Here is a 26,714-nt window from a genome sequence, read left to right on the forward strand (position 1 = left end):
AAGACTTCACCTCGATCAGCGAAGCCCTCTACTATATCACGCTTTCTTGATCAGTCAAGAACTTTTTGAAGATCTTGTTTTGCTGACTTGCCGCTTCGCTTGGTGCGCTGCGGCATGGGAATGAATTATGCACCTTTTTTGACAATGCGCGAGTCCTGCTTGCACCAAAGCTGGGGGAAACCCTTCTTGTTGCGCGTTGGCAACGATCTGGTTGCACTGCGATCGACAGGCAGGGGCTCCAGACCGGTGCATACAGGAAGTGATCGCCCCACGGATAATGGCGGCATGGCTCTTTTGACTCTTTTGAATGCCCATCTGGCGTATGGGCACGTGGCGCTCCTGGATGGGGCGGATTTTTCACTCGAACTGCAGGAACGGGTGGGATTGATCGGGCGCAATGGCGCGGGCAAGTCCTCCCTGCTGAAGATACTGGCGGGCCTCGAACAGGCTGATGAAGGGACTGTGCAGGTGCAGCAAGGGGTGCGTGTCACCTATGTGGCACAGGAGCCGGTGCTCGATCCGGACTGGAGTGTGTTCGAGGCGGTCAGCCGGGGACTGGAGGAGGTTCTGGCGCTGAGGGAGCGTTTTCTGCACGAGACGGATGCACAGGCTCTGGATGCTCTGCAAGGGAGGATCGAGGCGCTTGATGGGTGGAACTGGGAGCAGAGGGTGACCGAGACGCTGCAGAGGCTGCATCTGGAGCGTGATGTGCGGGTGGGTGGTCTTTCTGGCGGGACCCGTAAACGCGTGGCGCTGGCACAGGCGCTGGTTGCGCGACCGGATGTGCTGCTGCTGGATGAGCCGACGAACCATCTGGACATGGATTCGATCGTGTGGCTGGAAGATTTGCTCAAGGGGTTCAGGGGGAGTGTGGTGACGATCAGCCATGACCGCGCCTTTCTGGATGCGGTGTGTACCCGGATGGTGGAGCTGGATCGAGGTCGGCTATGGAGCTACCCCGGTAATTTTGCGCAGTATCAGGTGCTCAAGGAAGCACAACTGGCCCAGGAGGCCGTGATCCAGGGCAAGGCCGATCGGCTGCTGGCGCAGGAAGAGGTCTGGATACGGAAGGGGGTGGAGGCTCGGCGCACGCGCAGTCAGAGCCGGGTGGTGCGTCTGCAGCGTCTGCGGCAGGCACGGGCGGAACGTCGCGAGGCGGTGGGCCGCGTGCGCATGGAGGTGGCGAGTGGGCTTCCCAGTGGGAAGATCGTGGCGGAGCTCCAGCATGTGGACAAGCGTTTCGGGGAGAAGGTGGTGGTGCGGGATTTCAGTGCCACGATCCTGCGCGGCGACAAGGTGGGGCTGATCGGGCCGAATGGCGCCGGAAAAACGACTTTGCTGAAGCTGATTCTGGGAGAGCTTGCGCCGGATGCAGGGACGGTGCGACAGGGCGCCAATCTGCAGGTGGCGTATTTCGATCAGATGCGCGAGGCGCTGGATCTGGATGCCACGCTGGAGGATTTCATCAGTCCGGGCAGCGAATGGATCGAGATCGGGCAGCGGCGCCAGCACGTGAAGAGTTACCTGGGGGATTTTCTGTTCAGTCCGGCGCGTGCGGCGTCTCCTGTGCGGAGTCTGAGTGGCGGCGAACGCAACCGGCTGCTGCTGGCCCGCTTGTTTGCGCGTCCGGCCAATGTGCTGGTGCTCGACGAACCGACGAACGATCTGGACATCGACACGCTGGAGCTTCTGGAGGAGTTGCTGCAAAGCTATGAGGGAACGGTGTTTCTGGTGAGTCATGACCGGTCGTTTCTGGATCACGTGGTGACGAGCACGATCGTGAGTGAAGGAGAGGGGCGCTGGCGCGAATACGAAGGCAGCGTGCAGGACTGGTTGACGCAGTCCCAGCGTGCTGCAGAGCTGGTGCGAGAAGACAGGCCCCGCAACGAAAAGACCGATCCTGGGGCGGCATCGGCCACCGAGGCTCGTGCTTCCGGAAAATCGCCGGCACCGCGCCGCAAGCTGAGCTACAAGGATCAGCGCGAACTCGATGCCCTGCCGGGGCGCATCGAGGCCCTGGAAGCGGAGCAGGGGGAGATCCGATCGGCTCTGGCCGATGGGAGTCTGTATTCCAGCGACCTGCAGAAAGCCATTTCGCTGCAGCAGCGCGACGAGGCGATCGAGGAGGAGCTGATGCAGGCGCTGGAGCGGTGGGAGCTGCTGTCGAGCACGCAGTCTTCTTCGTGAGATGACCTGCCGGGGGTGCGGGCAAGAGCCGGACAGAGGAAGGAGCAGCATGATGCGACACCGGATGGGCTGGATGTTTCTGGGCTTGGGCATGCTGCTGCTTGCAGGCTGCGCGGGCTTGCCCGACAACCGGGGACGCGAGGCGTCGTTTGCACTTGACACTGGCGTGGCGACTCCGCTGCGGCGCTGGGAACAGAAGGCCATGCAGGACAGCGGCGGCAGGCAGCCGAGTGCCTTTGTGCTGGTGGACAGTGCGGACGGGGCCCTGGCAAGCCGTCTGGCTCTGATCGAGCAGGCCACCCGCACGCTGGATCTGCAGTATTACGCCATCCACGCCGATGGCAGCACGCGGGTGCTGTTGCAGGCCCTGCGGGCAGCGGCTGCCCGGGGGGTGCGGGTGCGCATTCTGCTGGACGACTTCAATACCCGCGGTGCGGATGCGCAGGTGCTGCAGCTGGCGTTCGTTCCCCACATCGAGATGCGGCTTTTCAATCCGTTGCCCGGGGGGCGCGCTCTGGGAGGATGGCGTGCCATGGTGACGCTGCGGGACTTTTCCCGGCTGCAGCACCGCATGCACAACAAGCTGTTCATCGCAGACAACATCATGGGCATCGTGGGGGGGAGAAATCTGGGAGATGCGTATTTCGGCCAGGCGGAGGACAGCAATTTCATCGACATGGATGTGCTGGCCACAGGGGTCATCGTGCGCCGGATGTCGGACAGCTTTGACAGGTACTGGAACCATCCGCTGGCCTACCCGGTCCAGCGGCTGCTGAGCCGCAGGGAACTCGATCGGCTGCGAACCACCTGGCAGCCGGTTTCGACGCGGCCGTCGTTTCCACCCGCACCAGCAGAGGAGGAGCCGGCGGCGCAGGCCTCCGGCCCTGCGGCGGATGGGCATTACCCGCCGGCCATGGATATCCTGCACGCCTCGTGGATATGGGCTCCCAGCGCCCTGCTGGCCGATGCCCCTGCCAAGCTGGAAGCCGAGGATGCGGATTCCGGAGGGCGCGTCTCCACCGACGACACCGTGGTGCATGGCCTGATGGATCTGATGGGATTCGCGCGGCAGCGGGTGCTGATCGTCTCGCCCTACTTTGTGCCGGGCAAGGACATGCTGGCCCGCTTTGCCGCCATGCACCAGCGAGGGGTGCAAGTGGATGTGCTGACGAATTCGCTGGCGTCGACCGATGCGCCTGCCGCACATATCGGCTATGCCCGCCATCGTCGGGAGCTGCTGCGCAGCGGGGTCGCACTGCACGAGATGCGTGCCCTGCAGAAGCAGTCGGCACGCACGGTGTTCGGCTCGGCGGGGAAAGCGGCACGTGCGAGCCTGCACGCCAAGCTGGTGGTGATCGATGGCCGGATCGTGGCTGTGGGGTCGATGAATCTTGACCAGCGCTCGCATCTGCAGAACAGTGAGGTGGGGCTGCTGATCCGCAGCCGGACGCTGGCGCAGATGATCGAGGAGCGGGTGACTCCGATCGTGCGCGAAAGCGCCTGGACGGTGCATCTGCGCACCGATGGCTCCCTGCTGTGGCAGGCCCCTCCAGAGAGCGGGCTGAACGACCAGACAGAGGAACCGGATGCCAGTCGTCCGCTGCGCTGGATGCTTCGCCTGATGGCCCCCTTTGCGCCAGACGAACTGCTGTGAACCAAAGGCGGCTCGGGGTGCCTCGCGTGGCCCGGGAACGACAAGGCGATGTCCTGCTGGCTGCAGGACCGGGCCAGGTTGGCAAAAATACTTTACAATCCGCGCTGCGCCGACTTAGCTCAGTTGGTAGAGCAACGCACTCGTAACGCGTAGGTCGCCAGTTCGATTCCGGCAGTCGGCACCAACCTCTCTCAGAACCCGCATGGGTCCCACAAGGACTCTGCGGGTTTTGTTTTGTGTGCGCCAGATGGGACGCCTTGGTCGTGCGCCGATCGGACAGAGACCGTCATCGGGCATGATGGAGGGCATGGAGACGGCCTGGCCCCGCGGGACAGGCCGTCATGATCGGCCTTGGCCGCATGTCTGGAGGATTCCCCTCATGAGTCTGCAACGCATCCTTCTCAATGCCTGGCTGCGCCGCATGGTGAAGGGCAGCCCGTCCGTGCCGCTCGATCCCGCCATGGTGCGCCAGCGGGTGCAATGGGTGATGCGCATGGCGCCGCCGCTGCCCCGCACGGTGGTGGTTCATCCAGCACCACGGAGCGGTCGCCTGTGCCCGGCCGACTGGGTGGAGGGGCCTGTGACCGAACGCACCCTGCTCTACCTGCATGGTGGGGGGTATTTCTTCGGCAGCCCCGAAACGCATCGCCAGATTTGCGCGCGGCTCGGGCTGCTGACACGCTCGCGGGTGCTGGTGCCGGATTACCGGCTGGCGCCGGAGCACCCCTTTCCGGCGGCAGTGGACGATGCCCTGTCTTGGTACCGAACGCTTCTGGAACAGGGGGTGAAGCCAGGGCGGCTCCTGGTGGCCGGGGATTCGGCCGGCGGTGGATTGGCGCTGTCCCTGCTGGTGGCCGCTCGCGCGGCGGGCTTGCCGATGCCGGCCTGTGCGGTGGCGTTTTCGCCCTGGACGGATCTGTCGATGAGTGGCAAGAGCGTGCGGGTCTGTGCGGAGAGCGACGTGATGTTCCACGCTCACTGGCTGGAGCAGGCTGCAGCCTGGTATCTGGCTGGACACGATGCCCGGGCGACCCCGCTGGCCTCGCCTCTGTTTGCCGATCTGCAGGGGTTGCCGCCCCTGCTCGTGTTTGCGAGTGCGCACGAGATGCTGCGCGACGATGCCACCCGGCTGGTGACACGGGCCCTGGAGGCTGGCGTGGAGGCCACCTTGCATTTGGAGCCCCACATGGTGCATGCGTGGCCGGCCCTGTTTGCCAAGCTGCCGGAATCGAAGCGCACCCTGCGCCAGGCAGCGGACTTCATGATGCGCCACACGCAGGGAGCTCTCTGAGTCGCCCTGCTCCTTGCCTCGTCCGGGAAAGCAGGCGCACAGTGCCCTCAGGCGACGGGGGGCCGCTCGCGCAGGGTGTCGGGAGGCAGCTGGTCGATTTCGATGAGCAGCCGGGCAAGGGCGTGCCCTGCAGCGTCGAGCAGGGCCTGTCCCTTGGCGGCCGTGGCGGCGGCGGCATGGCCGGTGGCGCCTGCAGGGTTGTAATCCTGTGCCTGCCAGGCCAGCTTGGCGCTGCGGCCATTGCCGAGCGTGGGAAAGTGGGCAGCCCGGAACTCGGAGGTGCTGACGAAGTTCTGTGCCCGATCCATGTGCACGAGGCCGGGGGCAATGGCCAGCATGAGGCTGGTTTCGATCTCGCCGCCGTGCACCCCGAAGCGGTGTTCGTGCGCATCGAAAGCGGCATCGGCCTCGCCGAGCGGGAGGTTGAACCAGCTGCAGCCATAGACCAGCATGCCGAGGCGGGTGCGCAGATCGCGTGCCACCACGTCCAGGAGGCCCACATTGCCGCCGTGGGTGTTGAACAGGAGCAGCTTGCGCACTCCGCTGCGGGCCACGCACTCGGCCAGCTCGGTCCACAGCCGCAGCACGGTTTCGGCCGACAGGGTCAGGGTGCCCTCGAAGGCGGTGTGCTCGGTGCTGTAGCCTACGGCCTGCACGGGCAGGAACAGGGCCGGCAGATCGGGGGGCAGATGGGGCAGGCTGGCGGCGATCATGGCTTCGGCCAGCGCTGCATCGACGCGCACAGGAAGGTGCGGACCATGCTGCTCGGTGGCTGCCACGGGCAGAATGGCAATGGCACGACGGCGGTCAATGCGTGCCAGATCGGTGGTGGTCCAATCGGACCAGTAGCGCGACAGGGACGGGGAAGGAGATGCGGCAACCATGGGCAGCATGATAGCTGCCGCATCGCTGCCCTACCCGCCCGCGCATAATGCGGAGCCACACAGGCACCCTGCCAGACCAGCCATAGGCGTGCTCGCCGGACTGCCGGGCCGAGACGGTGCAGGGCCATACAGGATGCAGGTATGAAGCAAGCAATCAGAGGATTCGCCCGGGCCGTGACCGGCTGGATGCGGATCAGTCGTGGGGGCATGGTGCGGCCCCTGCCACAGGGCCACATGACGGCTCCGCTGGCAAAGAAGGCATGGCGCAGGAACAGCGCAGGGATGGCCCTGGCCTTGGGGGCCTGCATGGCGGGTGCACCGCTCCAGGCTCAGCAGGTATCTGGCAGCGTGAGCGCCTCTTCTGCGTCGGCCTTTGCTGCTCTGACGACGGACGCCAGCGAGGTGCGCAATGACCAGGTGGATGCACGCCTGCTGGCCTATGCCCCGGAGGGGGTGGCCGCAGGCAAGCCGCTGTGGGTGGGGCTGCAGCTCACCCATCAGCCGCACTGGCACACCTATTGGCGCAATCCCGGTGACAGTGGACAGGCCACCTCCCTGCGCTGGACGCTGCCGGCCGGCATGACTGCCGGCGACGTGCGCTGGCCTGTGCCCACCCGGCTGCCGATTGGACAGCTGGCCAACTACGGTTACGACGGCACCGTGCTGCTGCCGGTGGCGGTGCATATAGGCCCTGCATGGAAAGCGGGAGCCCCCGCCACTCTCCGGCTGCAGGCACAGTGGTTGGTATGCCGCAAGGAATGCATTCCGCAGCAGGGACAGTTCAGTCTCACGCTGCCGACAGGACAGGCGCAAACCGCCTCGCGCCCGGCCTTCGAGGCGGCCCTGGCCCGGGTACCGGTTGAGGCACTGCCCGGAGCCAAGCCGCCCAGCGCCCATGCCCGTGTCGACGCCACGGCGCATGCGCTGCGCTACGAGGTGCAGGGCCTGCCGGCTGCCTGGCAGGGCAAGGCGCTCAACCTGTATCCCGAAACACCCACCATCACGCCCCCGGCCGATGCGGGCAAGCAAGGATGGTCGGGGGCCACCTGGTGGATGACGCTGCCGCTCGACGAGGCCCAGCGCACCGACAGCCCCGGCGCCCTGCCGATCGTGCTCGCCCTGCGGGGCGAAACAGATGCGGATGGCATCGCGCGCAATGCGGCACAGGTGCCACCGCTGCGGCTGGTGGCTCCGGTGCAGGGGACCTGGCCGGCGCCTGCCCAGACGCGGGCCGAGGTGTCTCCTGCCCTGCAGGCTGCCCTGCAATCGGCACAGCAGGCCGCATCCGCGACGCAGGGCCCGGCCGAAAGTGCCCTGGGGCCGGGATGGTGGCTGGCACTCGGGGCCGCGCTGCTGGGAGGGCTGATTCTGAATCTGATGCCCTGTGTCTTTCCCGTGCTGGCGATCAAGATCCTGGCGCTGAGCCGCCACGCCCACGATGCACGCCAGCAGCGCCTGAGCGGACTGGCCTATTCGGCGGGAGTCATTCTGAGCTTCGTGCTGCTCGCTGGCGGACTGCTGGCCCTGCGCTCCACGGGGCAGCAGCTCGGCTGGGGATTCCAGCTCCAGAATCCCTGGACCGTGGCGGCGCTGGCCACCCTGTTCACGCTGCTGGGTCTGAATCTGGCCGGCCTGTTCGAGGTGGGACATGTCTTGCCGGCCCGCTGGATGCAGGCCACGGCCCGACATCCGGTGACGGATGCCCTGCTGTCGGGAGTGCTGGCCGTGCTGGTGGCCTCGCCCTGCACAGCACCGTTCATGGGGGCCTCGCTCGGGCTGGCCATGACCTTGCCGGCCTGGCAGGCTCTGACGATCTTTGCCGCCATGGGTTTGGGACTGGCACTGCCTGTGGGCGTGGGGAGCTTTTTCCCCGGCCTGACGCGCTGGCTGCCCCGGCCGGGAGCCTGGATGCAAACTTTCCGCACCCTGATGGCCTTTCCCATGCTGGGCACGGTGATCTGGCTGGTGTGGGTCCTGGGACAGCAGAGCGGCATGGATGGCGCCGCCGCCCTGCTGGCGCTGCTGCTGGCGGGCAGCGGGCTGGTATGGACCCTGACGCTGGAAGGCCGGGGACGCTGGGCGCTGCGCGGCCTGTTTGCCGCCGTGCTCATCTGGCTGATGACCAGCTACGCACCGCTGATCGGCAGGAGCCTGCCCGCCGGGGACACTGCGCAGGCCACCGAGACTGCCGCCGGATGGCAGCCATGGTCCGAAGCGCGGGTGCAGCAGGCACTGGCCGCAGGGCAACCCGTATTCGTGGATTACACCGCAGCCTGGTGTGTGACCTGCCAAGTCAACAAACACACCGTGCTGGAAACCGAGGACTTCCGCCGCGCCGTGCAGGCACGCCATGTGTTGCTGCTGCGTGCCGACTGGACGCGGGCCGACCCGGCCATTACCGCTTCGCTGGCCCGGCTGGGGCGCAGCGGCGTGCCCGTGTACGTGCTGCATGATCCGCGCCACCCCGACCGGCCCCACGTGCTGGTGGAAGTCCTGCGCTTGAAGAATGTGCAGGAGGCGCTATCTGCGCTGTAGGTGCCGGATGCTGCGCGGCTCTCCATAATGGTCAGTCACGCACCACCCCACCATTGATTTGCTCACCCATCAGGAGACTCTGCCATGCAGGAAAACATCACCCGCCTTCTCGAAAACAGCCATACCGTGGCGGTCGTGGGGCTGTCGGACAATCCGGAGCGCGCAAGCCATGAAGTGGCCCACTATCTGCAGTGCGCCGGCTACCGGGTGGTGGCGGTGAACCCCGTTCTGGCAGCCAAGGGTGCCAAGGTGCTGGGCGAGACTGTCTACCCGGATCTGCCGACTGCAGCCCAGGCCCTCAAGGAGGCAGGCGAGCATCCGATCGACATCGTGGACGTGTTCCGCAAGTCGGAAGATGTGCCTCCTGTGGCCGACCAGGCCATTGCCATCGGTGCACCCGCGCTGTGGCTGCAGCTGGGAGTGCACCATCCCGATGCCGAACATAAGGCCGAGGCGGCAGGGCTCACGGTGGTGCATGACAAGTGCATCAAGATCGAGCTGGGGCACCGCGGCATTGTGCGCCACGCATGATGGCCATGTCTTCCGCCGCCGAACACGCCTCGCCCCATGCCGCTCCCCTGGCGCACCGGGGCAGACGCCTGCTGCGTCACCTGCCCTATCTGGCTGGAGCGGGAGTGGCGTGTGCCCTCACTGCGGGCGTGACCTGGCTGCTCATGGGCGGCCGGATGCAGCAGGCCTATGACGAGGTGCAGACCCTGCAGCGGCAGGTGCAGCAGACCCATGCCGAACTGCTGGGCTATTCGCGCTACAGCACCTACCTGACGGTGGGCAAGCAGTCCCTGGCCGAACACCTCAAGCTTCTGACCGCCACCGTGGTGCGCGAGGAAGGCGTGACCCAGGTCGTGGAGCGCTCGGTACTGGGGTTCTCGTCCACCGGCACGGTCGCCATCTGGTATACGGTGGAGTATCCGGTGGGATATGACCTGCAGCCCGGAAGCTACGACATTCGATCGACTCCGGCCGGCATCGAGATCCGGCTGCACAAACCGGCGCTGGTGGCACAGCCTGCAGTGCGCGATCTGCGCTACAAGATTTTGTCCGGGGGACTCTTTACCGACGAAAAGGCAGCCGTGCTCAAGCTCTATGAGCAGGCATCGGCCCAGGCCGCAGCCACGGGCAAGACCATCGCCTCAGACCCGGCCGTGATGGCGCTGTGCGAGAAGAAACTCACCGAATTCCTCGCCGACTTCCTGCGCAAGCAGCCGGGAGTGACCATGGTCCCGCAGATCCGGGTGGTCTATACCTCCTGATCCGGGAGTGCTTCGGGGCAGGAGCGGCATTGCCAGAGGCCGTTTCTGCCCCCCTCTGCTACTCGGTGCCCCATCCCTTGCAGAAAAGGGCACAGGGCAGACGGAGCAGTGGTATGTCGACTCAGTGCTTTTCGGAGTACTGCTTCATCTTGATGGCAGCAGCCAGAAGCGCCACGCTGCCCAGAGCCTTGAGCAGGCCCGAATGCTGGGCATAGAAGTCGCTGAGCTGCTGGCTGATTTCGGGCTTTTGCGCCTGAGCAGCATCCACCACCTGCGTGACCTCGGCGGGAGAGAGCTGGGCCACTTCGCTTTCGCTGACCTGCTGGGCACCGGGCTTCATGACCTTCTGCAGAATGCCGCCTGCCAGCGCACCAGCGGCAGCCGGGCCCAGCGCCTGGATGATCTGGTTGACCAGCCCTGCCTGCTGCTGGCTGCTGGACTGCCCGAACATCTGCCCCACCAGATTGCCAATGGACGGTGTGTCGGTGGCATCAAAGGCCGCCCGCAGTCCCTGGGACAGCACATCGGGCGAAGCCTGGTCGACCACCGCATCCACCTGATGCGACTGGGTGCCGCCCTGCTGGGTGGCGGTGGAAACAAGTTGCGTGAGTGCGTCGAGCAGTCCCATGGTTTCTCCTGAAGGTGGAAAAAGGAAAGAAGAAGGCGCCCCCGTGTCTGCAAGGGACACCCTTCGCCCACAGTATCGGGCATGGACAGAGCATGGCAGCCGACGTGTTGGCAACAGCTTGCAACCAAAGTCCACACCAGTGACGCAGATCACGGAGCGTGCCCCGTGCGGAGCAGCGCCGCCCCGCGCTGAGCAACAGAGTCCTGGCAGCCATGCGGGCTCTCGCTGATCCCGCGCAAGTCGGGCAGGGAGTGGAATCAGAATTCCCTGCGACAATAGCCCGCATGACTGAAGCCTCTACTGCACCGATCTCCCCTGCTGGCACGTCCTTTGCGCCTTTGCAGAACGACACTTTCCTGCGGGCCTGCATGGGTCTGGCCACCGACTACACCCCTTTGTGGCTGATGCGACAGGCGGGCCGCTACCTGCCCGAATACCGCGACACCCGCGCCCGCGCCGGGAGCTTCATGGGACTGGCCACGCAGGTGGATTACGCCACCGAGGTGACGCTGCAGCCTCTGGAGCGCTATGCACTGGATGCGGCCATCCTGTTCAGCGACATCCTGACCGTGCCGGATGCCATGGGGCTCGGCCTGAGCTTTCAGCAGGGCGAGGGACCGCGCTTTGCCCGTGCCGTCCGGGACGAGGCCGCAGTGGCGGCACTGGCCGTCCCGGATCTGGAGCGCCTGCGCTATGTGTTCGATGCCGTGACCAGCATCCGGCGAGCCCTGCAGGGACGCGTGCCGCTGATCGGATTTTCAGGAAGCCCCTGGACCCTGGCGTGCTACATGGTCGAAGGGGGCAGCAGTGACGATTACCGCACCGTCAAAACCATGCTCTATGCCCGCCCCGACCTGCTGCATCGCATTCTGGAAGTGAACGCGCGCAGCGTGGCGGCCTATCTCAACGCACAGATCGACGCAGGTGCACAGGCCGTGATGGTGTTCGACAGCTGGGGCGGCGTACTGTCGGATGCCGCCTTCCGCTCCTTCAGCCTGGCCTACACGGCGCAGGTGCTGGCCCTGCTCAAGCGCAGCGGCCCCGATGGCCAGCCCGTGCCACGCATCGTGTTCACCAAGGGCGGGGGTCTGTGGCTCGACGCCATGCAGGCGCTGGACTGCGAGGTGCTGGGCGTGGACTGGACCGTCCACCTCGGCCGTGCGCGTGCCCAGCTGTGGGAGCACGGCCAGGGCAAGGCCCTGCAGGGCAACATGGATCCCATGGCTCTCTTCGCGCCGCCCGAGGCCGTGGCCGCAGAAGCGCGCCGGGTTCTGGACAGCTTCGGCGCCCCGCACCAGGGCGTCGGACGCGGCCCCACGCACATCTTCAACCTGGGGCATGGCATCAGCCAGTTCACGCCCCCGGAACATGTGTCAGCTCTGGTCGAAACGGTGCACGCCCACTCCCGCACGCTGCGGGCATAGGTAGGCCGAGCTTCTACTGAAGCCTGTGGCGTCAGCCGCCGTCCGCCCCGCATGCCCCTGCGCAGGGGCACTTGGGGCTGACTGACTCTTTGATGCGCGCCCTGCCCTTGCAGGGCTTTTTCGTTGCGCACACACGCAGGACGCATGCACACGTGCGCAGGAATATTGCGCACATCAGCTGCAGCGCCGGGCAACGCCCCCTCCAGAAAGTCACGCACCCGAGCACAGGAGGCGTCTGGGGGCTCGCACGCCGGAAATGCGTGCGACGCCCTGCATTTTTCCCCGATTCTTGCCCATCGGCACAGGACTTGTGCACAGAAATGGGCAAGCGAACAGACCCGCTCCTCAGGCGGCCATGCCTGGCGATGCGCATGAGCATGAAATCGCCAACCTATTGAAAAGATGCATGTTTTTTGCGAATGCCATACGCTTGTCCGTGCCACTCATCCACAGGACACGGCTGGGTTGTCCCGTGCTGTGCAGGCACTATGCACAAAGTTATCCACAGGTTTGACGAGGGGGTAAAAAAGCCTTTGGAAACCGGGGCTTGGCGCCGATCATGCGCGGTCGGGATGAAGAAACGCATGGAAGTGCACCGTCTGCTGGGGCACCTTCCCATGCGTTTCCTGTCGCCAGATCCTTGCGTGACCATTTTTCAGGCATCGTGCTGGAAGCCTTGTGCCATGCGGCTTCCAGCGGTTTCGCACGTGGGACTCCACAGCCTTGTCCCCATGATCCGGGGATGAATTCACCTGCCTGTCCTGCACACTCAGCGCCAAGTGACATGCGCGGCACCGCAGCGACCTGTCGGGCCGCCAATCCCGAAAAAATCTGTCCCAGAAGGCTCCGAGAAGAGCTCCAACCCGACCCTTCTGCCCATACGGCCTCATCTGCCTGTCATTTAGGCATCGCGCTGAAAGCCTTGTGCCATGCGGCTTCCAGCGGTTTCGCACTTCCGGCTCCACACCGTTGTCCACAGAATCGAGGGATATCTGCCACGTGAGGTCTGACACGCCCTGGCACTCCCTGCACCACAGGTGCATCCCCCAGATTGCGCCCCACAATGGACGAGCAGAAAGGGGAAAGGTGGCGAAGTGCATGCACGCCGGGCCGTTGCCGGGGGACATGTCTGCCCACCCAGGGGCGTCACACCGAAACCGCAAGGGCTCACCATGCACGGTTTTTCATATGCCGAGAAGGGGATGCCCATTCCGAAGCGATGGGACTTGTACACAACAAAGGGATTCCAGTGTCAAGTCTTTTTTGGGCGCTCCTGCACGCGACATGAAGATTACACAAAAAATGCAAGTTATTGATTTTATTGATATTGCATGAGATTGCCCGAAATGGGTGCAGGCCAAGCTCCGCGTGGCGTGACGCGGGGTTACGCGCTCCGTCCCAAGGTCATGCACAAAGTTATCCACAGGCTCTGTGCATGGAAAATTTCTCTCCGTCCGGCTGACGGCAGCCTCCCTGTCTGGCCCCGACATCGGCAAGGGGAAGCTCCCTGCGCTGCGTGTGCGCCGGATGCCAGGACCTCTCATGAAGGCAAGGAAGAGCTCTGCGCAGGAGCTGCCTATTTACCAGGCAGCATGGTGTGACTCCATACAAATCAAGGAGTTGCGCCTCCCTGTCACGCACGGCCCACACCTTTGTCCACAGGCGGTGGGGACATGCCCACAGACGATTGCGGGTACAGTCGGTGCCATGCAGCTCCCACCTTCCGACGAGGCCCTGTTCCCGGACCTGGAACCGCCCACCCCCTCGCCATCCCCCCCCGCTTTCCCCGGTGCGGGGGTGCGGCTCGACGTGCTGGTAGCCCTGCCGGCCCACAGTCCGCTGTCGATGGCACCGCTGCCCTACCTGCACGACACGGCCCTGTCGCCCGGCACCCTGGTTCGGGTCCCGCTGGGAGCGCGGGAGGTGCTGGGCATCGTCTGGGACGAGGCTGCCGACATGCCCGGCACCGAGGTGGCGCCCGAGGCCATCCGCCCCGTGCGCACAGCCCTCACCGACCTGCCCCCGCTCAATGCGCACTGGCGCCAGCTCATCGCCTTCACGGGGCGCTACTACCAGCGCAGCCCCGGGGAAGTGGCCCTCTCGGCATTGCCTCCGCAGCTGCGCGATCTCGATGCCGTGCAGCTCGGGCGCCGCCTGCGCAAGCTCCAGGCCACCGCCACGGCCCAGCCGCCGGACACGCCCGCCTCTGTGCCACCTCCCCTTACCCCGCAGCAGCAACAGGCCCTGCAGGCACTCGAAACCTCGGGCGAGGGGGCTGGCGGGCAGGCTCCACGCCCCTGCCTGCTGTTCGGCAGCACGGGCAGCGGCAAGACCGAGGTGTACCTGCACGCCGTGGCGCGCGCCCTGGCCGCCACCCCGCAGGCCCAGGTGCTGGTGCTGGTGCCCGAGATCAACCTCACTCCGCAGCTCCAGGCTCGCTTTGCAGACCGCTTCCCGCAGGAACGCATTGCCGCCCTGCACAGCGGCCTCACGCCTGCGCAGCGGCTGCAGCACTGGCTGGCAGCGCATACCGGCGCGGCGCGCATCGTGCTGGGCACGCGCATGGCCGTGCTGGCCTCCATTCCCCACCTGCAGCTGGTGGTGGTGGACGAGGAGCACGACCCCAGCTACAAGCAGCAGGAAGGTGCGCGCTACTCCGCCCGTGATCTGGCCATCTACCGTGCGCACCATCAGCAGGCGCGGGTGCTGCTCGGCTCGGCCACCCCCTCGCTGGAGAGCTGGTACCAGAGCCGCCCGGCCGAAGGAGACGAACCGGCAGGACGCTATCTGCGGCTCGCCATGCCGGAGCGCATCGGCGCAGCACCCCTGCCGCGGGTGCGCCTCGTCGACATGGCCCATGCGCCACGGGGAGCCGTGTTCAGCCCGCTGCTGCTCGAAGCCATCGGCACACGTGCCGCCCGGGGAGAACAGACCCTGGTGCTGCTCAACCGGCGCGGCTACGCCCCCGTGCTCCACTGCCCCGACTGCGGCTGGAAAAGCGAATGCCCGCACTGCAGTGCCTATCGGGTGTTCCACAAGGCTGACCGCACCCTGCGCTGCCACCACTGTGGCTACACCGAACGCGTCCCTCGGGCCTGTCCTGTGTGCGGCAATCTCGACATCCGCACCCTGGGCCAGGGCACGGAGCGGCTGGAGGAATCCCTGGCCGAGCACCTGCAGGCCCTGCGGCGCGCCGATGGCGCCCCCCTTGCCATCGCCCGCATCGATGCCGATACCACCCGCCATGCCGGCGCGCTCGAAGCCCAGCTCGCCCGCGTGCACAGCGGCGATGTGGACGTGCTGGTGGGCACCCAGATCATTGCCAAGGGGCACGATTTCCGCCGCGTCACCCTGGTGGCGGCCCTCAACCCCGACGGGGCGCTGTTCAGCAGCGACTTCCGCGCCCCCGAGCGCCTCTTTGCCCTGCTGATGCAGGCGGGCGGACGGGCCGGCCGCGACGCGGCGCTGGTGCGGCCCGACACCCCCGCCGAGCTGTGGGTGCAAACCCAGTTCCCCACCCACCCGCTTTTTGCGGCCCTGCGCGCACACGACTACCCTGCCTTTGCGGCCCGGCAGCTGGAGGAGCGGCATGATGCGGGCCTGCCCCCCTACAGCCACCAGGCACTCGTGCGCGCCGAAAGCCGCAGCCAGGAGGCCGCCCAGGGATTTCTGCGGACGGCCGCCGAGGCCTGTGGCGAGCTGGCTGCTGCCACCGGCGTGTACTGCTACCCCGCCGTCCCCATGACGCCCCAGCGCGTGGCCAACCAGGAACGGGCCCAGATGCTGCTCGAAAGCCCGAACCGCGCCGCGCTGCAGCACTTTCTGCACCATTTCTCGCAGATGCTGCACGCCCATCGGGACCGTGCCATCCTGCGCTGGGCCATCGACGTCGATCCTCTGGCCATCTGATCCCTGTCGCTGTGCGCACGCCTCAATGCATCCAGGCTGGCGCCATCGACGCGAGCAGCAGCACCGCCATGCTCCAGTTGAAGGCCTTCAGCACGCGGGGCTGCCGCAGACTGCGGCGCAGGGCCTGCCCCATGCCGGCCCACACGCTCACGCAGGGCAGATTGATCACTCCGAACAGGGCTGCCGCCCCCAGCACCATCGGCACGCCGCTGCCGGCCGGCACATAGGTGGTGTACAGGCCCAGCGCCATCACCCAGAGCTTGGGATTCACCCACTGAAAAGCCGCCGCCCCCCAGAATCCCAGAGGCTGCGCACGCACTCCCTGCGGGGAGCTGCCCTCGCCTTCATGGCCCTCGCCTGCACGCCCCTCGGCCTCCCGAGGGGCCGGCATGCGCGTGAGCTGCCAGGCCAGCCAGAGCAGATAGGCCATGCCCAGCCCCTGCAGCACACCATGCAGCACCGGCCAGCGCACGAACAGCTGTGCAAGCCCCAGCCCCGTCAGGGCCACCATCACCGCCGCCCCGATCGAAATGCCCATCACATGCGGCACGCTGCGCCGCACGCCGAAGCGCACGCCCGAACTCAGCAGCATGAGGTTGTTGGGCCCCGGGGTGATCGACGTCACCACGGTGTAGAGCACGATCGGGCCAGCCAGCGCCGGCGCCATGGACAGGGCAGTCATGAGGGCATCTCCGCAAAAGACAGGGCACGCGGGGGAGCAGAACAGGACGACGGCAGAAAATCTCCCGCTCCAGTCCGGCCAGACCCGCGACAGGACTTCATTGGATACGCCACATCCGATACAGTAGCAGCACAGTTGACCGGATCACATAACTCACTGTACTGCCGGCATCACCTCTACAGTTTCCCGATACAGCCACCATGACACCTGCTGCGCCCCCGCCTTCTTCCGATGAGTCCACAGTCCTGCGCCGCGAGTCCGGCATCGCACTGACCGACCAGCTTGCCGCCCTGTTCGGACAGCGCATCGTGGCCGGGCTGCTGGCCCCCGGCGCTCGCCTGCCCTCGGTGCGCGATGCCGCCACGCGGTATGGCGTGAGCCCCCACACCGTGGTGGCCGCCTACGACCAGCTGCTCGCGCGCGGCCTCATCGAGGCCCGCAGCCAGCGCGGCTTCTATGTGCGTGACCTCCGCACCTCGGCCGCCAGCCAAAGCGCCAGCGCCCCTGCCTCCGAATCGGTACCGGCTGGCGTGCCCAACGACGTGGGCACGCTCATCCGCACCATGTTTCCCGCAGGGGTGCAGCTCCCCGAGGACGAGCACACGCCCACGGCCATGCATCAGGCGCCCGCCATGTCGAGCCACCACCTCGGCAAGCCCTCTCCCGCATCGGGCGTGCTGCCACCCGAATGGCTCGATCCCTCGCTGCTCACGCGCGCCCTGCGCCGCGCCGGCAGCCAGGACATCGAGGCCAGCGGCGCCCTGTACGGCAGCCCCAAGGGCGATCCCCTGCTGCGCGCCATGCTGGTGCAGCACGTGGAGGCCCTGGGCATTCAGGCCAGTGCCGCGCAGATCGTCACCACCACCGGCGCGACCCATGCGCTCGATGTGGTGGCACGCACCCTGCTGCGCCCCGGCGACTGCGCCCTCGTCGATGCGCCCGGCTGGTCGGTGGAGTACGCCCGTCTGGCACGCATGGGGGTACGGCTCCTGCCGGTGCCCCGCAGCGGCGACGGCATCGACCTGGAGGCGCTCGCCCAGCTGGCGGCACGCCACCGGCCACGCGTGTATTCGCTCGTCTCGGTGCTGCACAACCCCACCGGCCACAGCCTCTCGCCCGTCGAGGCACACCGCATCCTTCAGCTGGCCGAAGCACACGACTTCCTGCTCGTCGAGGACGACAGCTACGCGGCTTTTGCGCCTGCGCACAGTCCCCGGCTGGCCGCGCTCGACGGACTGCAGCGCACCTTCTACGTCACCGGCTTTGCCAAGATCGTGGCCCCGGGCTGGCGCGTGGGCTGTGTCATCTGCCCGCCCCGGTGGACCGATGCCGTGCTCGACACCAAGCTCATCGCCGGACTCAACACCCCCACCCCCACGGAGCGTGCCCTTGCGCTGTGCCTGCAGCAGGGCTGGCTCAGGCGCCATGCCGAAGCCACCCGCGCCCGGCTCGATGCCGCCCGCAGCCGCTGTGTGCGCCTGGCCCGCCAGCATGGTCTGCATCTGGCCGCACCGCCAGCAGGCCTGTTCGGCTGGATCGAGACGGGCGTGGATACCGAGCGGCTCGGCCAGCGGCTGCTCGACCATGGCTGGCTCATCGCGCCCGGCCACCTCTTCTATCCCGAGCGACGCACCAGCACCTGCATGCGCATCAACTTTGCAGTGTCGCAGGAGGCTGCCTTCTGGCGCTGCCTGGCCGACGAGATCCGGGCCCTGGGAGCGCCCTCTCCCTCGACATCGGCCTGAAGCCCCGAAGCCGCCAGACAGCGCGGGACAGCACAAGGGCCGGCACCTGGATGGCTGCCGGCCCTGGGCCTGCGAAAAAGCGCCCTCAGCGCCCGGACGGACGAAGGGCTGGAGATGATGGAGTGGTGCTCAGCCTGCGCGGGCAGCGTCGATGGCCTGCGCGAGCAGCTGGATGCCGCGGTCGATCTCCTCGGCCGTGGCCGTGACGAAGCTCAGCCGCAGCGTGCGCATGTCGGGATTGGTGTCGTAGAACGCCGACCCCGGCACATAGGCCACCCCCTTCTGGATCGCCTGCGGCAGCAGCTTGACGCTGTCCATGCCCACAGGCAGGCGCATCCACAGGAACATGCCCCCGGTGGGCGTGTTCCAGGTGACATCTTCCGGCATGTGGCGCCTGAGCGCGTCCAGCATGGCATGGCACTGCGTGCGATAGAGCTCCCGGATGCGGGCCAGATGCGCGGGCAGGAAGCCCGGCTTGGTCAGCACCTCGGCCGCGAGACGCTGGTTGAGGCTCGGGCTGTGCAGGTCGGATGCCTGCTTGGCCTGCAGCAGCTTGGGGTACACCGCATCGGGAGCCACGATGTAGCCGAGCCGCAGGCCCGGCGAGAGCACCTTGGAGAGCGAGCCCAGATACAGGCTGTGCTCGGGGTGCAGGCTGCTGATGGGAGCAGGCGGCGGTGCATCGAACCACAGCTCGCCGTAGGGATTGTCCTCGACGATGGGCAGCCCCAGGGCCTCGCAGGTCTGCCCCACGGCCTGGCGCTGCTCGGCCGTCATGGTGAGCCCGGTGGGGTTCTGGAAGGTCGGCAGCAGGTACAGAAAGCGCGATGCATACCGCAGCTGCTCGCGCTCCAGCACGTCCAGATTGATGGACCCGCCCGCGTCGTTGGGCACGCTGAAGATTTCCGGCTCGTAGGTCGAGAACGCCTGCAGCGCCCCCAGGTAGGACGGGGTCTGCACCGCCACCCGGCTGCCCTCGTCGAGCAGGATCTTGCCCACCAGATCCAGAGCCTGCTGGGAGCCGGTGGTGATGAGCACCTGGCTCGGCGAGATGTCCCACGGCAGCGATTCGGCCACCCACTCGCGCAGCGGACCATAGCCCTCGCTGGCCGCGTACTGGAGCGCCGCGCGCGGATGCTCGCGCATCACCTTGGCGTAGGCCTCGTTGAAGGCTTCGACCGGAAAGGCCTCCGGCGAGGGCAGGCCCCCGGCAAAGCTGATGATTTCGGGCTGCTCGGTGACCTTGAGGATCTCGCGGATGACCGACGGGCTCATGGTGGCCGCACGGGTGGCAAACTGCCAGTGTTTCATGAAGGGCTCCGGATGCCGCACCCCCGCTCCGTCCGACACGGGGCGATGGGCGCAGAAGATGTGCCTATTGTGGCGCAACCCGGGCCCTGCGCCCGCACGCGGACACAGTGTCCCCCGCACAGGGCGGGGACTTGCCAGCCGCGCCCTACTGCCCCTGCAGCAGGCGCCGGATGTCGGCCGCCATGGCCTCGGGCTTGGAGCCGTAGTTGCTGTGCAGGCGCACATGGCCCTGCGGGTCGAACAGGAGCACGCCGGCGGTATGGTCCATGGTGTAGCTCGTGGGAGTGCTGCCCTCGACCTTGTGGTAGTAGACCTTGAAGTCCGGGGCCACGCGGTCCCTGAGCTCCTGCGGGGTGGGCACCAGTGCGAGAAAGGTCGGGTCGAAGTTGGCCATGTACTGCTGCAGCATCTGGGGCGTGTCGCGGGCAGGATCGACCGTGACGAACAGCACCTGCAGCCTGCTGGCATCGGCTCCCAGCAGGCGCTTGACCTGCACCATCTCGGACAGGGTGGTCGGGCACACGTCGGGGCACTGCGTGTAGCCGAAGAACATGGCGACCACCTTGCCGCGGAAGTCCGCCAGCGTGCGCCGCTGGCCGTGCATGTCGGCCAGGGAGAAGTCCTTGGCGTAGTTCGCCCCGCTCACGTCCAGGCTGTTGAAGCTGCCGGTACTGCCCGGCTTGCCCGCCGAGGAAGATCCGGCATCGCAGCCGGCCAGCCCCAGTGCAACAGCAGCAGCGGCAGCCGCCGCCAGTCCCAGGCCCGGCACCATGCGCAGCACACGGCGGCGCGCCATGGTGGAGGAGGAGAAGGAAGAAAGCGGGTGTTCGCGTGTCATGCCGGCATTGTACGAAGGCCTGCTCGTCCAAGGCCACCCGGCACGTCTGTGGAACATGCAGGGAATGTCAGGGACGGTCGCGGCGCAGCATGCGGCGCATCTGGTCGAGCCCGATGGCGGTCGTGCCGTCGGCCCCCGCTCGGGGCGAGGGCTGCAGGGCATGGCCATAAATGATCTCGAACGTCAGCGCAATGGAGCCGTTGCGCTCCAGGCTGCGCAGCCCCTCGTGCAGCCGACCCAGCCAGGCGCGGCCATGCGTGACGCCATCGCGGTCCACGGCCAGATTGCGCCCCAGCTCGCGCAGCTCCTGCAGGGCGCGCTCGGGAGTGGCAAAGGTGAGGGTGATGCGTTCCATGTCCATCACCGGCTCGGCAAACCCGGCCCCGACCAGCATGTCGCCCCAGTCGTGCATGTCGGTATAGGTGTGGGTGGGGGCTGGCCAGCCCAGCCGGGCATACAGGTCGCGCAGCTCGCGCAGCGTGTCCGGCCCCAGGGCCGAGAACATCACGAAGCCATCCACGGCCAGCAGCTCGCGCCAGCGGGCGAGCAGGGCCTGCGGATCGGCGGCCATGTGCAGCGCCATGTTGGCCCACAGCATGTCCATGCTGCCGGGCTGGGGGGCTTCGGTGTGGGTGTGCGGCCCGCGCAGACGGCTCCAGGTGCGCTGCAGCCAGCCGGAAGACGCCTCGGCCGCTGCAGCCGGGGCGTCGAGCGCCTCCGCCAGCCCCGCCGCCCGCGCCGGCGGCAGGCCCGGCTCCAGCGCCCAGGCTTCGGCCTGCGGATAGTGCCCGCGCACGAGCGCATGCGCGGCGCGCCCGCCCTTGAGCGGCGCCCAGTGCAGCCACTGCCGGGGCTGCAGGGTGATGACGTCGAGGCGCTCCTGCATGCGGCGCGCCACCTCCTCGTGCAGCCAGGGGCTCTGGGGCAGGACAAGCTGCTGCCAGCGCCGCGCGGCACGGGGATCGATGCTGGGGGGAAGATCCGGGGTACTCACGGGGCCGCAGTATAGTGGCAGCCATGCATCTGCCTGCCCCCTGCCCCTCCATGCCCATGCGCGCCGTCCGTGATCGGAAGGTGCCGCATGCCGTGTGCGGCGGGGCTGACGGAGCCCCTGCATGAGCCTGTTCCCGACCTCGATCTCCCGCGGCACCGCACCCCGTGGCTGGCTGCAGCGGCTCCTGACACCGCGCACCCTGCAGATGCCTTCCGTGTGCAGCATCTGCCATGCGTGGCCCGCCCGGCTGGTGTGCCAGACCTGCGTGGAGCGCTTCGATGTGCCGGTGCGGCGCTGCCGGGCCTGTGCCCTGCCCCTGCCCGCTTCCGACCCCGATGCCACGCTGTGCGCCAGCTGCCTGACCGCACCGCCTGCCGCCCTGGCCGGCTGCCACGCAGCCCTGCCCTATGCATGGCCCTGGAACGGCTGCATCGACCGCTTCAAGTTCCATGCCCAGCCGGGGCTGGCCACCGCCCTGGCCGAGCGCATGGCTGCCCACTCCGGCATCGCGGACGCACTCCGGCAGGCCGATCTGCTCGTGCCGATTCCCCTGTCGGCCGACCGGCTGGCCCAGCGCGGCTACAACCAGTCCCTGCTGCTGGCTCGCGCCCTGCGCCGCCTGTGGCGCCATGACCTCGGCGGTGCAGACGACCGTGCCGTGCTGCGCCCGCAGGCCCTGCAGCGCGTGCGCTCCACCCTGCCCCAAAGCACCCTGAACCCCACCGACCGCCGGCGCAACGTGCGGGGCGCCTTTGCCGTGCCTGCCGGCCACACCGGCGCCGATCTGCAGGGGCGCCATGCCCTGCTGCTCGACGACGTGATGACCACCGGCCACACGCTGCAGGAAGCGGCGCGCGTGCTGCGCCGGGCAGGCTGTGCCTCGGTGCAGGCCGTGGTGCTCGCCCGTGCCGACCGTCCCTGAAGGAAACCGCCCCCCATGTTCCACGTCGTCCTCGTGCATCCCGAGATTCCCCCCAACACCGGCAACATCATCCGCCTGTGCGCCAACACCGGCTGCGACCTGCACCTCATCGAACCGCTGGGCTTCAGCATGGAAGACAAGCTCATGCGCCGCGCCGGGCTCGACTACCACGAATACGCCGACGTGCGCCGCCATGCCGACTGGGAACAGTTCCTGCGCAGCGCGCACCCGGAGCCCGCCCGCATGTACGCTTTCACCACCCGGGGGGCGCGCCCGGTGCACAGCGCCACCTTTGCCCCGGGAGACTGGTTCGTCTTCGGCTGCGAAACGGCCGGACTGCCCCCCGAGCTGCGCGACCGGTTTGCACCGGAGCAGCGTCTGCGCCTGCCCATGCGTCCCGGGCAGCGCAGCCTCAACCTGAGCAATGCCGTGGCCGTCTCGGTCTACGAGGCGTGGCGCCAGTGTGGCTTCGAAGGCGCCACGGCATGATGTGCCTGCCGACGTCTCCGGCCCCGCTGCCACCCTCGGGCTGCGTGCGCTGTCAGCCGGCGGAGGCTGCGCCCCCCTCGTCCGCAAAGCCCACCCGATAGCCTCGCCCCTCCAGAAGCGCGACCATGGCCGCCTCGCCATGAATCCGCAGGGCCTGTGCCCGTGTGCAGGCGTAGCGCACCGTGGGCGGCCGCAGGGACACGAGCTTGCGCAGCGGCGCATGCTGCCCGAACAGCCGGCGCACATCCATGCCTGCATGCAGCGCAGGGGCAGCGTATTCGATGGCAAAGTCCCGCGCCAGCTCCAGCGTGGGGTAGCGCAGGCCACAGGCTTCCAGCGCAGGCCGGAGCACGGCGGTGAGCTGCACGTCCTCGTTGAGCGGGTCATGCATCCAGTGCAGCGCCAGCGGCTGGTCTTCTCCAGCACGCCACAACCGGTCCGGCGGGTCGATCGTCACCCGCACGCGGTCCCGGTAGGTGTGCAGCGCACGCAGCATGCGCTGGCTGCGCAGGGAAAATCCCCCATTGAGCACGGGCAGGATGCGCGCGCCGTCGGGCAGCGCCGCCTCGGTCCACTCGAAGCCCCGCATCCACTGCTCGCGGCCTGCCTGCAGCACGCGTGCGAGGTGGATCGGCGCGCCCAGATAGTCGCAGGCATAGAAGGCATCCTGCCAGTTGGCGGCATCGAGCACCCAGCCATCCTGCTGCACGATGAGCGCGAATTCCGTCTGCACCAGCGGGCCGAGCGCATACAGCACAAACCACGAATAGCCCTGGTAGTCCAGCGGCGCCACGGGCACATGGCGAATCGAGGCGGGCAGCTCCGCAGGGCGCTGCGGACTGCACAGCAGCGCCGACGCGCCCGGCATCTGCTCCAGGCTCCACACCAGCCCCAGCGCCGTCCCCGCCGCATCGGCCCTGCCGTCGACCGCCACCAGCGTGAGGGGCGCAAAGGTGCCGCTCACGGCCGGGCCTCCACCATCGTGTGCACCCCGCGCCTCACAGCACGCGGCAGGCGTCGTCGAACGACAGCCGGGGCTGGCGCGGATGGGTTTTGGCCGGATCGGCGTAGCCCAGATTGAGCAGGAAGTTCGCCTGCCAGCGACCATCGGGGAAGAACGTGCGGTTCACCCCTTCCGCATCAAATCCGCTCATGGGACCGCAATCGAGCCCCAGCGCCCGGGCGGCCAGCAGGAACCAGGCGCCTCCCAGGGTACCGTTGCGGCTGGCCGTGGCCTGTGCCAGGGCAGGCTGGCCGGCGAACAGCTCGCGGGCCGAGGCGTCGTGCCACACCTCGGGCAGATGGTCGTAGAACCGGGTATCCGTCGCCACGATCACGCAGACGGGGGCTTCCATCACCTTGGAGCGGTTGCCCTCCTTGAGATGCGGCAGCAGCCGCTCCCGGGCCTCGGGGGTGGTCAGCATCACGTACCGCGCGGGCTGGGAATTCATGGCCGTGGGGCCCCAGCTCGCCAGCGCGTAAATGCGCCGCAGCATCTCCAGGGAGACGGGCCGGTCGAGAAAGCCACTGGCCGTGCGGGCCTCGGCAAAGAGCTGGGCCAGCGCAGCGGCTTCCAGTGGGGCATGGGTATGCATGGCAATATCCTTGTGTGAGGGCTGCATCGCCGCATGGCGGTGCAGAAAATGGCAGTGTGCGTGGGGCGCCGGTGGATGCGCCACGCACACCCGCCTGTACACCGCCGCAGAGGCATGGATGGGCATGGATCAGCCCCGATTCCTGGCATCAGTACCAGACTTCGGGCGCCTCGGGTGAAGGGGCTTCCTCCAGGCTCGGCTGCGAAGGTGCATCGAGCCAGCGGCACAGCGGCTCCCACTGTGCCAGATCGCGCTCGAACCGCCGTACCGTCCCGGCATCGAACAGCGTCAGCCCCTGCGCGGCCAGATGCACGTAGTTGTGGGTATCCCGGATCACCGCCTGCAGCGGAAACGGCAGATCGGCCACAAAGTCGCGCAGCTGTGCCAGCGCGATCGTGTGCTCCTTCACCCGCATGCCCACCAGCCTCACATCGAGCTGGCGCAGCAGCTTGCGATGCTCGGCGAGCTGCTGCAGAAAGTCGCGCGTGGCCATCATGTCGAACACGCTCGCCTGCAGCGGCACCACCACCTTGGTGGCCATGCGCAGGGCTTCGCGCAGCGGCTTGCCGTCGAAGCCGGCGGGAGTATCGAGCACCACATGCGTCACCCCGCGCGGCACCTTGAGCTTGCGCGCCTCGGGATCGAGCTCCCAGGGCAGGATGGGCGCCGCCGAGGACGGCCGCAGCGCGAGCCACTGGCGCCCCGACTGCTGCCGATCCAGGTCTCCGAGCATCACCGACGCCCCCTGCGAGGCAAAGTACCCCGCCACCTGCGTTGCCAGCGTGGACTTGCCCACGCCTCCCTTGGGATTGATCACGACGATGACCGGCACATCCGCTCCTTCCGTAGGCCGCACAGGCCTCCTGTCCCATATGGGGCCCCGGCACGGGCCGGGGCGTGACCGACTGCACGCCGGAACAGCCTGCGGACGGCCACCCTGCACCTCCCGTCGCCCTGCCCGCGCACAGATCGCTTATATTTCTCCCATGTTAATGCAACCCAGCCAGGCCGACGTGCGCCGCTACTTCTGCGCCGTCCACGCCAAATCCCAGACCGGCGCCACGCTCGACCCCATGGAATCCCTGATCGCCGGATGGATCGCGGAACACCCCGAGTTCCATGCCGCGCTCGCCGACACCGACGCAGCCCTCGCCGCCATGCACGTCCCGGACACCGAAGGTGCCACCAACCCCTTCCTGCACCTGTCCATGCACCTCACCATCAGCGAGCAGTGCAGCATCGACCAGCCCCGGGGCATTCGGCAGGCCGTGGAACTGCTCGCGGCCCGCCGCAAGGACCTGCACGAGGCCCACCACGCCGTCATGGACTGCCTGGGACGCATGATCTGGGAGAGCCAGCGCAGCGGACGCCCGCCCGACGGCCAGGCCTACCTCGACTGCGTGCAGCGCAAGGCCACCCGCGACTGACCAGCCGCCCGCTCTCCATTCCTATTCCATTCCAATTCCATTCCGATTCTTCCCCATGTCCAGCACCGCCCACAAGTCCGCCAGCCGCTTCGAGGACTGGCAGCCCCGCACCAGCGAGGCCGACCTCCGCTCCACCAGGCCTTCCCCCATCCGGCTCGACCACTTCGATCCCGATGCACGTCCGTTCTCGACCGGCGACAAGGCCACCGACCGTGCCGCCCTCGAAGCGTTGGCCGAGGACATCAACTCCCTGCAGGAACTGCTCTACGCCAGCAAGTCGCACAAGGTGCTGGTGGTGCTGCAGGGGCTCGATGCCGCCGGCAAGGACGGCACCCTGCGCGGCGTCTTCAGCCGCACCAGCCCCCTCGGGGTGCGCACCGTCGGCTGGAAGGCTCCCAGCGACCTCGAACGCACCCACGACTACCTCTGGCGCATCCATGCCGCCATGCCGCACGACGGCGAGATCATGCTCTTCAACCGCAGCCATTACGAGGACGTGCTCGTGCCCGTGGTGGACCACCAGATCGACGACAGAACCACCCGCCAGCGCTACGCCCAGATCAACGACTTCGAGCGCATGCTCACCGAGAACGGCACCGTCATCATCAAGTGCATGCTGCTCATCAGCAAGGACGAACAGCGCCAGCGCCTGCAGGCCCGCATCGACGACCCCACCAAGAACTGGAAATTCAACGTCGACGACCTCGAGACCCGCAAGCACTGGGACGACTACATGGCCGCCTACGCCGCGCTGCTCGGTGCCACCAGCACCCCGTGGGCGCCGTGGACCATCGTGCCGGCCAATAGCAAGACCCATCGCAACCTGATGATCGCCACCCTGGTGCGCGACGTGCTCCAGAGCCTCGGGCTGCACTATCCGCCGGCCATTCCCGAGCTGCGCAATCTGCACATCGACTGACCTCCCTTT

Annotated in this window: 22 protein-coding genes and 1 tRNA gene; 14 read left to right on the forward strand and 9 right to left on the reverse strand. The window is 67.4% G+C overall.

Annotation, left to right across the window (positions count from 1 at the left end):
• The first annotated feature begins 285 nt into the window (after positions 1 to 285).
• From ACP2WS_RS10460 to ACP2WS_RS10475, 4 genes are all read left to right on the forward strand, one after another.
• On the forward strand, positions 286 to 2,187 hold the full coding sequence (locus ACP2WS_RS10460; RefSeq protein ID WP_426460747.1) for an ATP-binding cassette domain-containing protein: 1,902 nt from the start codon (positions 286 to 288) through the stop codon (positions 2,185 to 2,187).
• A 49-nt stretch (positions 2,188 to 2,236) separates the two neighbouring features.
• Positions 2,237 to 3,841, forward strand: coding sequence for a phospholipase D family protein (locus tag ACP2WS_RS10465; RefSeq protein ID WP_426460748.1), 1,605 nt, complete (start codon positions 2,237 to 2,239; stop codon positions 3,839 to 3,841).
• Between the two features lie 108 nt (positions 3,842 to 3,949).
• Positions 3,950 to 4,025, forward strand: a tRNA-Thr gene (locus ACP2WS_RS10470).
• A 195-nt stretch (positions 4,026 to 4,220) separates the two neighbouring features.
• The gene (locus ACP2WS_RS10475) at positions 4,221 to 5,132 is read left to right on the forward strand and encodes an alpha/beta hydrolase (RefSeq protein ID WP_374493718.1); all 912 of its coding nucleotides are present in this window, start codon (positions 4,221 to 4,223) and stop codon (positions 5,130 to 5,132) included.
• Positions 5,133 to 5,179: 47 nt separating this feature from the next.
• On the opposite strand, the gene ACP2WS_RS10480 is transcribed toward ACP2WS_RS10475, so the two are convergent.
• Positions 5,180 to 6,016, reverse strand: coding sequence for a creatininase family protein (locus ACP2WS_RS10480; protein WP_426460771.1), 837 nt, complete (start codon positions 6,014 to 6,016; stop codon positions 5,180 to 5,182).
• 234 nt (positions 6,017 to 6,250) lie between these two features.
• Here ACP2WS_RS10480 and ACP2WS_RS10485 point away from each other — a divergent pair, with 234 nt between their 5' ends.
• The 3 genes from ACP2WS_RS10485 to ACP2WS_RS10495 all read left to right on the forward strand — a co-directional run bounded on the left by ACP2WS_RS10485 (position 6,251) and on the right by ACP2WS_RS10495 (position 9,822).
• Positions 6,251 to 8,551: a protein-disulfide reductase DsbD family protein gene (locus ACP2WS_RS10485; RefSeq protein WP_426460772.1), complete on the forward strand. Its 2,301-nt coding sequence runs from the start codon at positions 6,251 to 6,253 to the stop codon at positions 8,549 to 8,551.
• An 84-nt stretch (positions 8,552 to 8,635) separates the two neighbouring features.
• Positions 8,636 to 9,082, forward strand: a complete 447-nt coding sequence (locus ACP2WS_RS10490) for a CoA-binding protein (protein WP_374493720.1) — start codon at positions 8,636 to 8,638, stop codon at positions 9,080 to 9,082.
• A gap of 5 nt (positions 9,083 to 9,087) precedes the next feature.
• The gene (locus tag ACP2WS_RS10495; RefSeq protein ID WP_374493722.1) at positions 9,088 to 9,822 is read left to right on the forward strand and encodes a hypothetical protein; all 735 of its coding nucleotides are present in this window, start codon (positions 9,088 to 9,090) and stop codon (positions 9,820 to 9,822) included.
• A 121-nt stretch (positions 9,823 to 9,943) separates the two neighbouring features.
• Here the strand turns inward: ACP2WS_RS10495 and ACP2WS_RS10500 are convergent, their stop codons facing one another.
• Positions 9,944 to 10,450 carry a hypothetical protein gene (locus tag ACP2WS_RS10500; protein ID WP_374493724.1) on the reverse strand — a complete coding sequence of 169 codons (507 nt, stop codon included), beginning with the start codon at positions 10,448 to 10,450 and terminating at the stop codon, positions 9,944 to 9,946.
• A 284-nt stretch (positions 10,451 to 10,734) separates the two neighbouring features.
• Between ACP2WS_RS10500 and hemE the strand changes: the two genes are divergently transcribed.
• Both hemE and priA read left to right on the forward strand, forming a co-directional pair.
• Entirely contained in the window at positions 10,735 to 11,874 is a 1,140-nt protein-coding gene (gene hemE, locus ACP2WS_RS10505) for a uroporphyrinogen decarboxylase (protein ID WP_426460749.1), read from the forward strand.
• Between the two features lie 1,707 nt (positions 11,875 to 13,581).
• Complete coding sequence (gene priA, locus ACP2WS_RS10510; protein ID WP_426460750.1) at positions 13,582 to 15,783, forward strand: replication restart helicase PriA; 2,202 nt, start codon at positions 13,582 to 13,584, stop codon at positions 15,781 to 15,783.
• A 22-nt stretch (positions 15,784 to 15,805) separates the two neighbouring features.
• Here the strand turns inward: priA and ACP2WS_RS10515 are convergent, their stop codons facing one another.
• Positions 15,806 to 16,465, reverse strand: coding sequence for a LysE family translocator (locus tag ACP2WS_RS10515; RefSeq protein ID WP_426460751.1), 660 nt, complete (start codon positions 16,463 to 16,465; stop codon positions 15,806 to 15,808).
• A 200-nt stretch (positions 16,466 to 16,665) separates the two neighbouring features.
• On the opposite strand from ACP2WS_RS10515, the gene ACP2WS_RS10520 reads away from it, so the two are divergent.
• On the forward strand, positions 16,666 to 18,210 hold the full coding sequence (locus ACP2WS_RS10520; RefSeq protein ID WP_426460752.1) for an aminotransferase-like domain-containing protein: 1,545 nt from the start codon (positions 16,666 to 16,668) through the stop codon (positions 18,208 to 18,210).
• A 129-nt stretch (positions 18,211 to 18,339) separates the two neighbouring features.
• On the opposite strand, the gene ACP2WS_RS10525 is transcribed toward ACP2WS_RS10520, so the two are convergent.
• The 3 genes from ACP2WS_RS10525 to ACP2WS_RS10535 form a co-directional block, all read right to left on the reverse strand.
• Positions 18,340 to 19,521 (reverse strand): aminotransferase-like domain-containing protein, encoded by a 1,182-nt coding sequence (locus tag ACP2WS_RS10525; protein ID WP_374493732.1) that lies wholly within the window; start codon positions 19,519 to 19,521, stop codon positions 18,340 to 18,342.
• 145 nt (positions 19,522 to 19,666) lie between these two features.
• Positions 19,667 to 20,293: an SCO family protein gene (locus ACP2WS_RS10530; RefSeq protein WP_426460773.1), complete on the reverse strand. Its 627-nt coding sequence runs from the start codon at positions 20,291 to 20,293 to the stop codon at positions 19,667 to 19,669.
• Positions 20,294 to 20,426: 133 nt separating this feature from the next.
• Entirely contained in the window at positions 20,427 to 21,353 is a 927-nt protein-coding gene (locus ACP2WS_RS10535; protein WP_374493734.1) for a methyltransferase domain-containing protein, read from the reverse strand.
• 121 nt (positions 21,354 to 21,474) lie between these two features.
• Here ACP2WS_RS10535 and ACP2WS_RS10540 point away from each other — a divergent pair, with 121 nt between their 5' ends.
• Together ACP2WS_RS10540 and trmL are read left to right on the forward strand one after the other, a co-directional pair.
• Entirely contained in the window at positions 21,475 to 22,275 is an 801-nt protein-coding gene (locus ACP2WS_RS10540) for a ComF family protein (protein WP_426460753.1), read from the forward strand.
• A 15-nt stretch (positions 22,276 to 22,290) separates the two neighbouring features.
• Positions 22,291 to 22,764: a tRNA (uridine(34)/cytosine(34)/5-carboxymethylaminomethyluridine(34)-2'-O)-methyltransferase TrmL gene (gene trmL / locus ACP2WS_RS10545; protein ID WP_374493737.1), complete on the forward strand. Its 474-nt coding sequence runs from the start codon at positions 22,291 to 22,293 to the stop codon at positions 22,762 to 22,764.
• 52 nt (positions 22,765 to 22,816) lie between these two features.
• Here trmL and ACP2WS_RS10550 read toward each other — a convergent pair whose 3' ends face one another.
• From ACP2WS_RS10550 to ACP2WS_RS10560, 3 genes are all read right to left on the reverse strand, one after another.
• On the reverse strand, positions 22,817 to 23,728 hold the full coding sequence (locus ACP2WS_RS10550; protein WP_374493738.1) for a DUF5672 family protein: 912 nt from the start codon (positions 23,726 to 23,728) through the stop codon (positions 22,817 to 22,819).
• Between the two features lie 34 nt (positions 23,729 to 23,762).
• Positions 23,763 to 24,359: a malonic semialdehyde reductase gene (locus tag ACP2WS_RS10555; RefSeq protein WP_426460754.1), complete on the reverse strand. Its 597-nt coding sequence runs from the start codon at positions 24,357 to 24,359 to the stop codon at positions 23,763 to 23,765.
• Between the two features lie 148 nt (positions 24,360 to 24,507).
• Entirely contained in the window at positions 24,508 to 25,191 is a 684-nt protein-coding gene (locus ACP2WS_RS10560; RefSeq protein WP_426460774.1) for an AAA family ATPase, read from the reverse strand.
• Between the two features lie 154 nt (positions 25,192 to 25,345).
• Between ACP2WS_RS10560 and ACP2WS_RS10565 the strand changes: the two genes are divergently transcribed.
• Positions 25,346 to 25,786: a DUF1841 family protein gene (locus ACP2WS_RS10565; protein WP_374493743.1), complete on the forward strand. Its 441-nt coding sequence runs from the start codon at positions 25,346 to 25,348 to the stop codon at positions 25,784 to 25,786.
• A 55-nt stretch (positions 25,787 to 25,841) separates the two neighbouring features.
• Positions 25,842 to 26,705, forward strand: a complete 864-nt coding sequence (locus ACP2WS_RS10570; protein ID WP_426460755.1) for a PPK2 family polyphosphate kinase — start codon at positions 25,842 to 25,844, stop codon at positions 26,703 to 26,705.
• Positions 26,706 to 26,714 lie beyond the last annotated feature (9 nt).

The organism is Brachymonas moutaii (nom. illeg.) (genome assembly GCF_049977365.1).
Lineage (GTDB): Bacteria > Pseudomonadota > Gammaproteobacteria > Burkholderiales > Burkholderiaceae_C > Brachymonas.